Genomic DNA, 14,380 nt, shown 5'->3' with positions numbered 1-14,380 from the left:
TTTTTTATAAGGCAGTAGAAAGTGTTTCTACTGCCTCGCAAGAATCAAATTACAAATGTTTTCCAAGAAACTCCGTCGCCTTCACTACTGCTTGATCGACATACTCAGGAATATCGTACAGATCAAAATGAGATCCACCTTCCAGAATGACCAATTCTTTCGATTCATTCGCTAATTCATACGCTTCTTTACTTTGCCAAAGTGTCCCTGCTTTACTTCCTGCAACTAATAGAATTGGCTGCGTTAATAAAGAGCTCATTTTTTCATCGATTGCCGTAAACGCTAAAATTTTATCAAAGCTTGAAAACAACAATTTGTTTACTGAATTCGGATGCTGCGCTCTAGCTGTTCTGTAATATTCATATCCTTCCGCTGTTTCCGAATCTGTATTTTCATCAATTTCATGCGGCACGTAAGAAAGATACATCGGTTCCGCACCATTCGCTTCAGCAGTACGTTGTTTTGCAACTGCATCAAGCGTCTGAATCGTATTCGATATTGGAGCCTCTCCATTCCAGCCTTCGCGGAACGTTCTTCCCATATCTGCCGCACTAATGCCTACAACAGCTTTAATACGACGTTCCGTTTGTGCTGTACGTATCGCATAACCGCCACCAGCGCAAATACCAACTACACCTATTCGTTCTGGATCAACGAAAGAAAGTGTCGTTACATAATCTACCGCCGCGCGCACATCTTCTACTCTAGATGTTGGATCATCAAGATAGCGAGGTAACCCTTCACTTTCCCCTTGATAAGCCGCATCAAATGCTAACGCGACATATCCTTCAGCCGCTAACTTCTCGGCATAAAGACCCGCTGTTTGTTCTTTCACTCCACCAGCCGGATGTAAAACGATAAGAACCGGGTATTTCTTGCTATCATCCATTTCGTTTGGTACATGCAGATTACCAGCCATGTTCAAATTATATTTTTTAAACGTTACTTGCTTTTTCATATGAATCTCTCCATTTCATAGTCGTTTTTTATTAATACATTTTCATAATTAATCTTCGATGTTAAACCATGGTCCTGATGCCTGAATAACATTCCAAAGCTTTTCTGGAAGCTCTAGTTCACTTACTGTTGATTTCTTAATAGCGGTTTTTATGTCACCTTCTTTTCCGCCTTGCACTCTCTCTACCCAGTCTGGATTCATAATTAACCCGTGGCCGATTGCCGCAAGTGTGATCCCTTTTTCTAGCGCTAACGACGCATCATCTGGCGTCACCATAGAACCAGCTGCCATTAACGGAATTCTGCCGTTTACATGCTCGGTGATTAATTCAAGGTACGTTTTCTCGTCCTGACTATCCACGGGTTTTGCAGTAAGGGCACGTGCTAATGAAGCGTGAACATAATCAACATCTGCTTCGACAAGATGATTAATTAACTCATACGTATCCTTCATTCTTAAAGCACCTTCTTGCGGTTCATCAGGTGAAAATCTGTATCCTAATGCGAACGGCTTCTTCGCGTGCTTTTTAATAACAGCTTGAACTTCACGAACGACTGCTAGCGGGAAACGTAAGCGATTTTCTAAAGAACCGCCCCACTCATCTTCACGTCTATTAAAGAATGGTGAGAAGAAGTTTTGTAGTAAAAATCCGTGTGCACCGTGAATTTCAACGCCTTCAAAACCAGCTTCAATTGCTCTTCGCGTCGTTTCTCCAAAATCATGAATCACTTCTAAAATTTCATCGTGCGAAAGTTCTCTCGGTAATACAGATGGTGCAAACGGAGAAGCTTCTGTTTCTAAAGCACTTGCACTTACGACATCCCCGCCCGGTGTGAAATTAGGTAATGCTTTGTTCCCTGCATGGAAAATTTGAAGGATAGCCGGTGCTCCGCCGCTCTTAGCCGCATCCGCTAACTTACGTAAACTTGGAATAAACGTATCATCATAACCAGCAAACTCATTTGTAAAACCGATACCGTTCGCCTGTACATGTGTACATCCCGTAATCACAAGCCCGACTCCGTTCACTCTCTTTTGGTAATACGTTACTTCTTCATCTGAAATCGTATAATCATCATTACCAGCCCAAGTTGTCATCGGCGCCATCACGACTTTATTTTTCAGAGTAACACCAGATTTAAATGTAAATGCTTCAAATAAGTTGTTATATTTCGGATTCATAATTGACCTCTTTCTCGTTGTTTTTCATATATAAAATTGTCATTATTTTGTTATTTGTTCTTTTGAAGAAAGTTACTTAGAGCACGAAATGTGACTACATCCCCCTCTTTCATTAAGAAATGATACTCGGAAGAATTAATGCACGTTGATGCATTATCTCTCCCGTGTGTATAATATAAAATGAAAAAGAGATGTTTTCAAACGTCAATTTTAGTGAATTCACGCATTAATACACACATCCATAAAAATTGTGTATTAACTATAAAGAAAGTTTGGTGACACAATGGAAAAAGTCGATCGAAGGATTATTAAATCAAAAGAAGCCATCAAAAACGCTTTTATTGAACTAATGGCCGAAAAAGAATTTGATAAAATTACAGTAAAGGACATTTGCACCACAGCGGACATCGGAAATAGAACGTTCTACCTTCATTACCTCGATAAATATGATTTACTCGATAAACTCGTTGTAGAACGTATCGAAGCGCTAAAAACACTGTGCGCTCCTCTCCACGATTTAAGCTTTAGAGAAGCTTGCATCGCTTGGTTTGAAAACATGGAACAACACTACTTCTTCTTCTCAACGATGCTAGCTGGAAAAGGAGCTTCTGCTTTCCGCAAACACTTCTTCGACTACATCATCGAACAAATAAAAGATGACATAGATATTAAAGAAGGCATAAACAAAGGATTTAGTGAAGACATGATTATTACATTCTTCGGCTACGCCATTGTAGGAGTCGTGGAGACATACTTTATGAAAGGACTTCCTGACCCGCCGGAAGTTGTCGCGGAACAGCTTGGATTGTTGCTGGATAGGAACTTTTAAATGAAAAGAGGCTATTGTATGAACCGATTAGACCGGATTATACAATAGCCTCTTTCTTATAAAATAAAACGTCGATAAATTTAAGTTACAAATATTCAGAATTAATATTAAAATAAAAAATGAGGATAGGGGTATGGGATTATAAAATGAAACTTTAATCAGTGGGGGTTTTGTTCATCCCCCACTGATTATTAGTTGAACCAATCGGGCATTTACGGGCAGTTGATCTCCCACCTAACTTCTTTGCTCCAGCCGAATTTTGAGGTGGGAATCTTACTGCCCACAAATAGCGGGATAAAATTTATACATAACGAGGGAATAGAAATGAAACTACAATTAAAAGCGGATTTAATGTTACTATTAGTTACATTTTTTTGGGGTGCATCCATCCTACTTACAAAGCTTGGACTTGATGGCATAGAAGAATATAATTTAATCGCATTACGATTTATTATCGCTTTTCTTTTATCAGGTTTAATATTTTACAAACATTTATTTAAGATCGATTTTAAAACTGTAAAATATGCATTTATACTCGCTTCTGTCTTATTTATCGTTTACATTTTCGCGACTTTCGGTACAAAGTATACAAGTGTTTCTAATGCTGGTTTCTTACTATGTCTCACAGTCATTTTCATTCCGATATTATCAGCTATATTTTTAAAACACATTCCAGAAAAGAAAGTTATAGTAGGAATCATTTTAACGATAATAGGAATCGGCTTATTAACATTAACTAGCGAATTCAAAATCGGTAACGGCGATATATTTTGCATACTGTCTGCCCTGTTTTATGCGATCCACGTCATCATTACTGGAAGCGTAACGAAACATGTGAATTCCATTGCACTTGGAGTAGTGCAACTCGGTTTCGTCGGCCTATTTAGTCTTATTTTCTCATTCATTATAGAAACACCAAAACTTCCTAGCACGATCGACTCATGGCTAATCATATTAGCTTTAAGCATATTTTGCACCGCAGTCGCATTCATCGTGCAAGTAATTGCCCAGCAATACACTACACCTACCCATACAGGTCTTATTTTTTCATTAGAACCTGTCTTTTCCGCAGGCTTTGCTTTCGTTTTCACAGGTGAAACGCTGACAGGAAAAGGATACTTAGGGGCTACGCTTATATTATTGAGTGTGTTAATTGCTGAGTTGGATTTTAAGAGTTTGTTGAGGCCTAATTATAAGAAGAATATAGAGTAAACATTTCAATATAATCAATAAACATACCCCAGAAAAATATGAGTTTATATTATTTTCATTCTCTTCACTTAGATTTTTTTTTTAGATGCTATCTTCAAACAAGGTAGCATCTAAAAAATGTTAAAAGGAATTTTCTCCTTAGTGTCTTCTTATATTTTATGTAATCTGCGTATTTAACCTTTTCTACGTTCTTTAATTACTTACTGAATATAGTCATACAGATTTTTCGCTAACAATAAACAAGTTACTGTAATGAAAAGGGCACGAACATACCCGCTTCCTTTTTTTATAGCAAATTTGGAGCCAACAATCCCTCCAGCAATTTGAGCAATCCCCATTATAAAACCATATGCATAGTTTACTTGCCCTACATACATAAACATCAACAATGCACCAACATTACTTCCTAAATTAAGAAGCTTCGCATTACCTGCTGCTTTTAAAAAATCATACCCAATAAATAAAAGAGAAAACATTAAAAACGAACCTGTTCCAGGACCTAGAAATCCATCATAAAAACCAATAGCAAAAATAAAAAAGGTAAAAATAATGACGTGTCGACCAGACAATTTCTTATGAGTGGAAATACTACCCCAATCCTTTTTGAATATCGTATAAATAGCGACCGCACCAAGCATAATTAACATCAATGGCTTCAGTACTTCTGGATTCATTAAATGAACGGTCCATGCCCCTATTATGGAACCTATGAAAGTAAGCGGAACTAATTTAAACGCCGATTTCAAATCAAGATTACCAGAACGATAAAACACAATATTACTAGTTGCACTTCCCATTGTCGACGCTAGTTTATTCGTAGCTACTGCACTTGCTGGATTCAGTCCTGTAAATAATAAAGCTGGTAAAGCAATGAGTCCACCACCACCTACAACTGAATCAATAAATGCAGCTACAAATCCAAAAACAATCAAAATCATTAATACAGATGGGTCTAAATAAAAATCCATACTATTAACCTCCCCTTTAGTCACTATTCGAATAGTAACTAATAATTTGCTAAATGTAAACAGTTATTGTAACGTTAAAATATAAAGTGAAACTTTAATCAGTGGGGCCACTGATTATTAGTTGAACCAATCGGGCTTTAACGGGCAGCCCGCCCCCCCACCTAACTTCTTTGCTTCCGCTGAATTTTGAGGTGGGAGTCTTACTGCCCGTTAAAGCGGGATAAAAGCAAACATCGGAGGACGAAAAAAGTGGACTACATAGTGCAACAGCTTAAAAAAATTGGTTTCAATGAATATGAAGCTAAATCTTATGTATCTCTTGTTAAACAAGGGCCTGTCACAGCCTACCAAGTGAGTAAAGATTCGGGTGTCCCAAGAGCGCGAATTTATGAGATTTTAGGTAACCTTGTAGAAAAAGGAATTGTCATGAAGGAAGAAATAAATGACACCACTCGCTATTCACCTCTACCTGTTGAAATCTTTTTACAGAAGGCGCAATCAGAATGGCAGTCTACTTATGAAGGAATCAGTGATTCATTAAAAACACTAGAAACTTCCGAGGAAAAAACGGATAATCGAGTGATTACTTTAAAAGACAATCAAACAATCATTAGCTATTGTCAGGCATTAATAAAAAAAGCAGAACGACGTATTGTCATTTCAATGTGGGATGAGATGTATGAAGCGTTAAAAGAAGATCTATCTGAAGTAGCTGATAAAGTTACAATACAAGGTATTACCCTGCATGTTGAAAATCCAATTAAAAATCTAGAAGCCCATCGCATAACACCTTATACAGAAACCTTGTCTACAGATCATTGGTTTATTGTATCGATAGATTCTAAAGAGATGATTTATGGACCATCACTTGAAGAGCGTAATATTGCTTTTTATACAGATGACCCCGTTCATATATACTTATTAGAGGATTATGTATGGCATGATGTGTTAGTAAATCGACTTGTCCGACGTAGCCAAGATGACTTGCAGCAATGGATTACTGCAGAGAGAAGATCTTTCTTTATGGGGAAATGAGGAATATATTCAAGAGCAAACCAAAAGATTTGCGTATTAAACCTAACAACTTCTCCGTACAAAAATAGCCGACTATTATATCGTAAATATTCGGCTATTTTTGTATAAATTTATACAGACGCTGCCATTACCTCGGCGATTAATGAGATAAACGCTTCTCCCACTCTTTCACCTTTTCAATTGTTACATCTAATTTTTTAGCTATTTCTTCTACACTCATTCCTTTAAAGAGCATTCCAGCTGCCGAAAGTGCTTTATCAATTTCTTCTTGCTTCTCTTGCTCATATAAACGACCTACTTTTGTCATCCGTAACCACTCCTTTACCTTTTTATATGCCTTCTTCTATTTTATCATCCAATCTCCACAAACCGCCCAAACTCTTTCAAAAATCTCAGCTTAAAACTCCCGACAGGCCCATTCCGATGCTTCGCCACATGAATCTCCGTCATCTCTTTCTGCTTCGTTTCCTTATCGTAATAATCTTCACGATACATAAGCATAATGACATCCGCATCTTGCTCAATTTGTCCCGTCTCTCTTAAATCAGATAATAGCGGACGCTTATCTTGTCGTGACTCTACAGAACGAGACAATTGCGACAACGCGACTACACAAACATTTAATTCACGCGCTAATAACTTAAGCTTACGCGAAATTTCACTAATCTCCTGAAATCGATTGCCCTTATGCTTCGGATCGCCCGTAATAAGCTGCAAGTAATCTACAATAATTAAAATCTTTTTATCACCGTGTTTCCGCTTTAACTTACGGGTTTGCATCCAAATATCTTGCACCGTAACACCTGCATTGTCGTAAATCTCAAATGGCAACTCACCAATCTCCGCAAACGCCTTACTTACCTTCTCCCAATCTTCCATCGCAAAACGATGCTTCGGATTTTTTAGCCTACCTCCTGACACTTCACCTATGCAAGAAGCTATCCTTTTGAACAATTGCTTACTACTCATCTCTAACGAAAACAATCCAACCGCCGCTCCAGACTTCGCCGCATGCAGTCCAACATTTAGTGCAAACGCAGTCTTCCCCATAGAAGGACGCGCACCAAGAACGACAAAATCACCTTCCTGAAGTCCACACGTCATTTTATTTAACGATGTATAACCAGACTCAATACCAGTAATCTCTTTCACATCTTGATGAAGCTCCTCATACAAATCAACTAACGCATCCTTCAAATCAAACTCACATACAGAGTCTTTTTCCTCTAACTCACAAAGTGCCGTAATCGTCTCACCGATAACTTTCTCACTCTTCTCCGCAATAAGACGCTCTCCCATCTTGTGCCCGAGAACACCAGCCTGATACATTTTCCACGCACCTCGAACAAGCCCCTCATAATAAGAGAAGTTGGCAGTAGTAGGCACACCATCCATTAACCCTATAAAATACTCCATTCCCCCGATCCTCTCTAAAAACTTCGGACCTACCCGAGAAATGAACGTCACAAGATCAATCGGTTGCCCCTCTTCTTCCATTTTTCGCATTAACTGAAATATAGACTTATGTACTGGCATAGAAAAATACTGCTCCGTCAAACGGCACTCCTTAATAAGCTCTCCATCAAGTAATAGAGAACCTAACACCGTCTTTTCCGCCTCCACATTTTGAATACTCATGGACGCCACCCGCGCTCAGCTAAAAAGCGCTGCAACTCTTCCTCAGACGGCGCATTCTGCTCCCACTCCTCACACCTCGCCAAAAACTCCTCCGTCTCCCCCGTACTAACAGACGACTCCTTATTCCTAAACTTAGCTGTATCCGCCTCAACCTCACACACTTTCGTAAATCCTTTCCCGTACCAGCCTCTCAAAATCCCCTTCACATAAGCAACCGTCCGCTTATTATTCTCAAACGCAATTTGAAGAGCCTTCAGCACAAGCTCCTCTGACAAATCTTCCATCCACGCACTCAGTTCCTCCACAGTATGAGGAGACAAACTACCGAAATGTTGCTCATAAAAAGAAAACACACGACTTCCCGTTTCTTCCTCTATAACCTCTTCTTCCGCCTCTGTCTCCTCACAAACTGGATCAACATCATCCACAGCCAAATCACTCGGCATACCGAAATGCGCTAAAAGCATCGGAACATTCATCTCTTCCTCAACGCACTTCTGAAGAAACATATGTACAAACTCCTTATTCTTCACACCCTTCAGCTCACGAAGTACACACTTCTCCACATTCATATTCGTCACAGGATTATAACGAAGCCAATTTAAAACGAATAACTCTCGCGTATCCACATCATACAGAATCTTCCCATAATCAACAAAGCGCTGCACAAGCTTATCAACAGTCTCCCGATTATAACCCGTCTCCATCTCAGCTAATCGCTTCGGAAAAGGAAAAATCCCACACTGCGTCGTCTTCGAACAAGTTAATAAGTAAACATAAAAATACCGCTCCTCCGGCGTCAAATCCAAAACAAAATCATCCTGCCAAAAATTCACCTGCACATTACGATACACCGCCATCAAAGTTCCTCCCGTCTCCGTTCAAAAGTAAAAGCCCCTTCATAATATATATGGGAGACTGAGCGGGTTTTTGGCGTGTTATTTTAAAAATTTTTTTGACTACTACTACTACTACTACGGTGTTTGTTGGTGTGTTTGTTTTTGTTATGTTTTTTCTTAGTGATTTATTACTTGGTAGGGGCTTGTAAGGGGCTAGTTATTGGTTACTTCGATTAGAAAGACCCATCTCCACATTCTGCTTAAACCAATTAAATGAATCCACAAATCTAATAAAAAACATATTAAATTCCAATAAAAAAGACCATATCAAAAGCATACTCCGATGTCATTTTGATACAGCCCCATCTATATTCGCTTAATAATTTTAGAAACATAAAGATATTAAAAATTTAATATACCTACAAAACATTACCGTCCTTTATATAATCATAGATCTTATTATCAATTGATTTCTCCATAATCATATTCATCGTAACAACAGGTAGTTCTTTTCCATTTTTATCTTTCATTTCAGTTTGTTCTACACTTGCTTTATCAGGTGTCGCTTTTCCTAAATAGTAAAAGTCGCTTCCCTCGTCATCATCTTTTTTCACAAAAATATGGACGTCAATATTATTTTCTTTAGCATCAATAATTGTTTGAACTTCCTTTGATTTTAATGTTCTATTACTTCTTGTATACCATTTAAGAACATCTTGATTAAGGAATTCATCACCGTAGTCCACACTGGATTCTACCTCATCATTTTTATGGTATGTGATAAATATTGGACAAGTATAGTACTTTGTCTTATAACCATACATAGTTGAGCTCTCGTCATTATGCCAATTTAAAAGTTTACACACATCTTTTCTTGAGTATTTTTTATATACAGTAAGGTTACTATCACACTCATAGTTTTTGCTCTTTTTCCTTGCACTTTTAATAATGTCCATAACCATACGCTTAAAGTATTGATTTTGTTCTAAGCTTTTTCTGATAGAATCATTAAACATATACATCTTATCGTCCTGTAAAGAGAGAATTGGCTTTTCTCCATATTTCTTTTGACTGTTTTGTGAGAAAAACTCTAATTCAAAAATTCGTTGTACTGAAGTAATCGTTTCATCATCTGTTAAGCAATTAGATTCTTCAAGTTGTTTTATATACTCATCCTTATCAACTTTTTCTTGCTTTAATAATAAGTCTAACAAAACGATTTCGTTTTTACGTTTTCCATTCAATACTTCCAATGAAAACATCGTTAAAACTTTATTTTCGTACTCTGTTAATGCAGGGACATCTTCTTTCATTTTCAATAAGAACTGATAATAGTTCGAATATCCTTCTGCAAGTACAACTGGATCAATAGAATGGTTTACTATAAAGTCATATAGATATGGAGTTCTTCCTATTCTATTTTTCAACTCAGCAAAAGCTTCCTTCAATACTTTCATTGCTGTTAAATTACTATTGTTAATCGCTTTAAAGATCTGCTTTTTCGCTATCTCTTCAAAGTTAACTGTTGAAATACCTTTAATATAACTCGTGTCATTTGTATATCTACGTATATTATCTTTATTTTGTGATCTATCTCCTGAAAGGGCAATCGGAATTAAATAGTTATTTTTATAGTTTCCAATAAAATCAATAATCGTAACAAAATCTTTCGAATCGTGTTTTCGAAGTCCACGCCCTAACTGCTGTATAAAGATAATGCTTGATTGAGTTTGTCTCAACATAACAACTTGGTTCACACTCGGAATATCAATACCTTCATTAAAAATATCTACTGTTAAAATATAATCCAGTATGCCATTTTCTAATTGATTCACCCGCAGTTCTCTTTCCTCTTGGGAATGATCGCCGGTTAATGCAAATGTGCGAAAACCTTTTTCATTTAAAGCATGTGATAATTGTTCTGCCTCATCTTTTCGGCTGCAAAACATTAGTCCTGTTACTTTTTCACCGGAAAAACCGTAATATTTTATTTTTTCAACTATATGATCCACTCGTTTTTCTGTAACAAGTTTAGATAAAACTGTAGTGTCATCTATCTTTTCACCATTATATTCAAAATCAGTAACTCCAAAATAATGAAAAGGACAAAGCATATCTTCTTCAAGTGCTTCTTGCAAACGAATTTCATAAGCAATATTGTAATCAAATAGCTCATAAATATTAAAGTTGTCTGTACGTTCAGGTGTAGCAGTCATTCCCATTAAAAAATTCGGTTTAAAATAATCAATAACCCTATGATAAGAACTAGCACCAGCTTTATGAACTTCATCTATTAAAATATAATCGAATAGCTCAGGATCAAATTGGTGTAAAGTGTCCTCTTTTGAAATAGTTTGGATCGTCGCAAATAAATATTTAGCATTTATTTGTTTATTTGACCCTGATAAAATTCCAAAGTCCTCATCTATTCCACCAAGAACTTTTTGAAAATCTGATTTCGCTTTATTTAATATTTGCTCTCGGTGAACAATAAATAGCATCCGTTTAGGTGCAAAATTTCTGACATCAAATGCTGAAAGATATGTCTTCCCCGTTCCTGTTGCAGAGATAACTAAGCCTTTTTCTTTTCCAGCGTCTCGAATAGCTTGTATTTCTTGTAACGCAGCTTGTTGCATTTTATTTGGGTTAATTTTCAAAGCTTCTTCAATTGAATTATGATATTGACCAGGTAATTCTATAACTCGATCTAGTAACTTATTTTCTGCAGCTTGCTCATATATTGTTTCGTAATTTGCAATCAACTCTTCGGTTAATACTTGAGAATGCTCCCAAACTTCTTCAAATTGATTTTTAAAATGCTGTACTATCTCTCCATCTTCATGCGATGTTAACTTGACGTTCCATTCATAGTTTACCTTCAAAGCATGTGCAGTCAGGTTTGAACTACCAACAATTAATGAACAATGTGTTTTGTTATCAAATATGTATCCCTTTGAATGAAAACCAGATAAATTTGTTAATCTTACTTCTACATTTTCAAGTTTCATTAACTCTCTAAACACTTTTGGTGTATTAAAGTTTAAGAATGTAGATGTTAATATACGTCCTTTAACCCCTTTTTGTTTAAGATCAAGGAAATGTGATTTTAAAGTCGCTAGCCCACTTTCTGTAATAAAAGCTACTGAGAAAATAAAAGATGTACTATTTTCTAGCTCCTCCAATAATGAGCTTAAAACATTTTCATTTTTTTTCGTATTGTTTACTAATAATTTCGGCTTATATATTCCAGGATGATTATGTTTTTGATCAATAAACCCTTTATATAAAGCCCCCTCTAATTTTTGAATAAAATTCTCCATATGATCACCATTTATGACAATTTTTTATATTAATTGTATTACTCACTGATTTAAAGTGCAAATTTATTACAAATATAAAAAACTATCCGTATAAAACGAATAGTTTTTTTCAAATTACTTTACAATCGATTCTTTTGATAATTTCTCAATAGTCGGGATATCCGCAGGTGCCCACTCTAAAGCTGCTAGTTCATTCGGATATAACCATTTAATTGCTACGTGCTCAGTTAGAACCGGACTTCCTTCAACAAGCTTACAATAAAAAGTTTTCAAATGAACAATACCAAAATCATACTCATAGGCTGTATAATCAATTTGCTCACCAATCTGCACGCTACAATGCATTTCTTCATCAATTTCACGCTTTAACGCCTCTTGAGGTGTTTCCCCCTCTTCTATTTTCCCACCTGGAAATTCCCACATAAGAGGTAGCGATTTAGATGGCCCTCTTTGTGCACATAAAATTTTCTCATCTTGGACAATTACCGCTCCAACAACATAAATATTTCTCTTCATTATTTCCTCCTTAAATCTCACAGAAACTCTATACTTTATGTTTCCACACTTTATAGACTGAAAAATGCCTTTTATATCTTTTAACGACTAATATATTTTTAATCAGTAAGCTAGATTTTATCTGTCCCTATCTAGCCCTTTTACTGTAATTAGCCTAACACTCTCATCTCTTTTATATTATATAGAAGTAACTACAAAAATAAAGCCTGATTGAACACTTCCCTTTTAAGCCTCTTTTTTCACCATTTCCTCGTACCTAAAATCACTCTCCTCCAAAAACACCCTCGTCTCTCCACTCCCCTTATAAAAACTCTCCCAACCCCGCTCCCTCAAAATCCCCTTCCAACTATCACTCTCAACCATCCTCTTAATCACACCATCCCAATAAGCAACCTCTTCCTCCATCATATCTTTTGGTCCCATAATTCCTTTCCAGTGCTGGAATACAACGTCGATCCCTTGTTCTTTCCATGTTGGGATTTCTGGTAGTCGGTCTAGGCGCTTTGGTGCGGATACGGCTAGTATTTTTATTTTGCCGGATTTGTATTGTTTTTCGGCTTCGGATAGGGTCATGGTTGCGGCGTTTATTTGTTTGTTCGTTAGGGCATTTATGATTTTTTCTTTGTTTTCGTAGACGAAGAATTGTAGTTCGGCTGGGTTTATGCCGAATGCTTTACTTACTTGTACGAAGGATAGGTGATCGTCGTTTCCTAGGCCGGGGGCAACGCCGATTTTGAAGTTTTTCTTATTTTGTTTTAGTTGTTCCATTAGTTCGTTTGCGTTTTCTATGTTTGAGTCTTTTGATACGACAACGACTTCCCAGTCCGATGCTAGTGTCGCGAGCGGGGTGAAGTCTTTATATGTTAGTTTACTGTGGCCTAGTAGGTTGTTCGTTATGAGTAAGCTTGAGTTAATCGCCAGTACGTGACCACCTTTTTGTTTCGTATATTTCCATCCGACATCACCGCTGCCACCTACTTTGTTTGTGACAGTGATTGGTTTTGTGAAGATTTTTTCTTCCGTTAGTGTTTTTTGCATTGCTCGTGCTGTTAAGTCCCAGCCTGCTCCTGGAACGTTTGGCGCAACGATTTCTACTTCTTCTATGTTCACTGTATTCGTTTGAGATTTTTCCAAGGAACAACCAGCTATTACTCCTGTCATGATCCATATACATAGTAATAATCGTTTTTTCATAGTCCTCTTCCTATTCGATATTTTCGTTCTGGTCGTCCGATAATGCCGTATGTGTACTCTACTGTGCATTCGTTTGTCGCTACTAAGTATTCTAAATATCTTCTTGCGGTTGTTCTGGAGGCCCCCATTTGTTCTCCCATTTCTTCTATTGTAATGCCCTCTTCGAATCCTTTTATAATGCCTTTCACTTTTTGCAGTGTTAACGGATCAACACCTGTCGGTAAGTTTTTTATGTCTTGTGTTTGCGAAGTCCCGAAGAAATTATCGATGAGTGCTTGATTTACTTCATTGTTACTATGTAATAGTTGCTTCTTTCTTTTATAGTCTTCAATTGTACGGACAAATTTTTCTAACGTGACCGGTTTTATAAGGTAGTTGCTTACGCCGTTGCGAATTGCTTTTTCTAGCATATAGTTTTCATTCGCCGCTGTTACCATAATGACGTCAACATTTGGAAAGTCAGCATGAATTTGTGGTAATAAGTCAGTTCCAATTCCATCTGGTAAGTAATTATCTAATAGAAGTAAATCGATTTCTTCCTTTTGTAGTAGTTCCATCGTTTCTTTCGCGTTCAATGCTTTTCCGATTACTTTTACATCCTTTATTTTTAATAAAAACTCTTCCTGAATTTGCGCGACGCGGAAATCATCTTCTGCAATTGCAACCTTCAACATATGTCCATCCCCCTG

General features: G+C 37.0%; 13 protein-coding genes. 3 read left to right on the top strand and 10 right to left on the bottom strand.

All coding sequences use genetic code 11. The annotated features are described in order from the left end of the window. Positions 1 to 49 precede the first annotated feature (49 nt). Together AC241_RS04805 and AC241_RS04800 are read right to left on the bottom strand one after the other, a co-directional pair. Positions 50 to 958 (bottom strand): alpha/beta hydrolase, encoded by a 909-nt coding sequence (locus AC241_RS04805; protein ID WP_050842711.1) that lies wholly within the window; start codon positions 956 to 958, stop codon positions 50 to 52. A 48-nt stretch (positions 959 to 1,006) separates the two neighbouring features. Further along, positions 1,007 to 2,140, bottom strand: a complete 1,134-nt coding sequence (locus AC241_RS04800; protein ID WP_050842709.1) for an NADH-dependent flavin oxidoreductase — start codon at positions 2,138 to 2,140, stop codon at positions 1,007 to 1,009. 283 nt (positions 2,141 to 2,423) lie between these two features. Between AC241_RS04800 and AC241_RS04795 the strand changes: the two genes are divergently transcribed. Together AC241_RS04795 and AC241_RS04790 are read left to right on the top strand one after the other, a co-directional pair. Continuing rightward, positions 2,424 to 2,969, top strand: coding sequence for a TetR/AcrR family transcriptional regulator (locus AC241_RS04795; protein WP_050842707.1), 546 nt, complete (start codon positions 2,424 to 2,426; stop codon positions 2,967 to 2,969). A 324-nt stretch (positions 2,970 to 3,293) separates the two neighbouring features. Further along, the gene (locus tag AC241_RS04790; RefSeq protein ID WP_000776058.1) at positions 3,294 to 4,181 is read left to right on the top strand and encodes a DMT family transporter; all 888 of its coding nucleotides are present in this window, start codon (positions 3,294 to 3,296) and stop codon (positions 4,179 to 4,181) included. Between the two features lie 200 nt (positions 4,182 to 4,381). On the opposite strand, the gene AC241_RS04785 is transcribed toward AC241_RS04790, so the two are convergent. Continuing rightward, a complete protein-coding gene (locus AC241_RS04785) occupies positions 4,382 to 5,149 on the bottom strand; it encodes a TSUP family transporter (protein ID WP_000348456.1) in 768 nt (255 codons plus the stop codon). A 249-nt stretch (positions 5,150 to 5,398) separates the two neighbouring features. On the opposite strand from AC241_RS04785, the gene AC241_RS04780 reads away from it, so the two are divergent. Beyond that, on the top strand, positions 5,399 to 6,184 hold the full coding sequence (locus AC241_RS04780; protein ID WP_050842705.1) for a TrmB family transcriptional regulator: 786 nt from the start codon (positions 5,399 to 5,401) through the stop codon (positions 6,182 to 6,184). Between the two features lie 139 nt (positions 6,185 to 6,323). Here AC241_RS04780 and AC241_RS34620 read toward each other — a convergent pair whose 3' ends face one another. The 7 genes from AC241_RS34620 to AC241_RS04745 all read right to left on the bottom strand — a co-directional run bounded on the left by AC241_RS34620 (position 6,324) and on the right by AC241_RS04745 (position 14,365). Continuing rightward, complete coding sequence (locus AC241_RS34620; RefSeq protein WP_000169783.1) at positions 6,324 to 6,491, bottom strand: hypothetical protein; 168 nt, start codon at positions 6,489 to 6,491, stop codon at positions 6,324 to 6,326. Between the two features lie 44 nt (positions 6,492 to 6,535). Next, the gene (gene dnaB / locus AC241_RS04770; protein ID WP_050842703.1) at positions 6,536 to 7,822 is read right to left on the bottom strand and encodes a replicative DNA helicase; all 1,287 of its coding nucleotides are present in this window, start codon (positions 7,820 to 7,822) and stop codon (positions 6,536 to 6,538) included. Continuing rightward, the gene (locus tag AC241_RS04765; protein ID WP_050842701.1) at positions 7,819 to 8,682 is read right to left on the bottom strand and encodes a DnaD domain-containing protein; all 864 of its coding nucleotides are present in this window, start codon (positions 8,680 to 8,682) and stop codon (positions 7,819 to 7,821) included. The genes dnaB and AC241_RS04765 overlap by 4 nt, the downstream gene beginning before the upstream one ends. A gap of 398 nt (positions 8,683 to 9,080) precedes the next feature. Then, positions 9,081 to 11,981 (bottom strand): DEAD/DEAH box helicase, encoded by a 2,901-nt coding sequence (locus AC241_RS04760; RefSeq protein ID WP_050842699.1) that lies wholly within the window; start codon positions 11,979 to 11,981, stop codon positions 9,081 to 9,083. Between the two features lie 114 nt (positions 11,982 to 12,095). Next, the gene (locus AC241_RS04755; protein WP_050842696.1) at positions 12,096 to 12,497 is read right to left on the bottom strand and encodes a (deoxy)nucleoside triphosphate pyrophosphohydrolase; all 402 of its coding nucleotides are present in this window, start codon (positions 12,495 to 12,497) and stop codon (positions 12,096 to 12,098) included. Positions 12,498 to 12,722: 225 nt separating this feature from the next. Further along, entirely contained in the window at positions 12,723 to 13,691 is a 969-nt protein-coding gene (locus AC241_RS04750; protein WP_050842694.1) for a tripartite tricarboxylate transporter substrate binding protein, read from the bottom strand. Beyond that, positions 13,688 to 14,365, bottom strand: a complete 678-nt coding sequence (locus AC241_RS04745; protein ID WP_048567907.1) for a response regulator — start codon at positions 14,363 to 14,365, stop codon at positions 13,688 to 13,690. The genes AC241_RS04750 and AC241_RS04745 overlap by 4 nt, the downstream gene beginning before the upstream one ends. Positions 14,366 to 14,380: the final 15 nt, after the last annotated feature.

This window comes from Bacillus thuringiensis, from assembly GCF_001182785.1.
Lineage (GTDB): Bacteria > Bacillota > Bacilli > Bacillales > Bacillaceae_G > Bacillus_A > Bacillus_A thuringiensis_S.
This window is presented reverse-complemented; position numbering and strand designations above follow the sequence as displayed.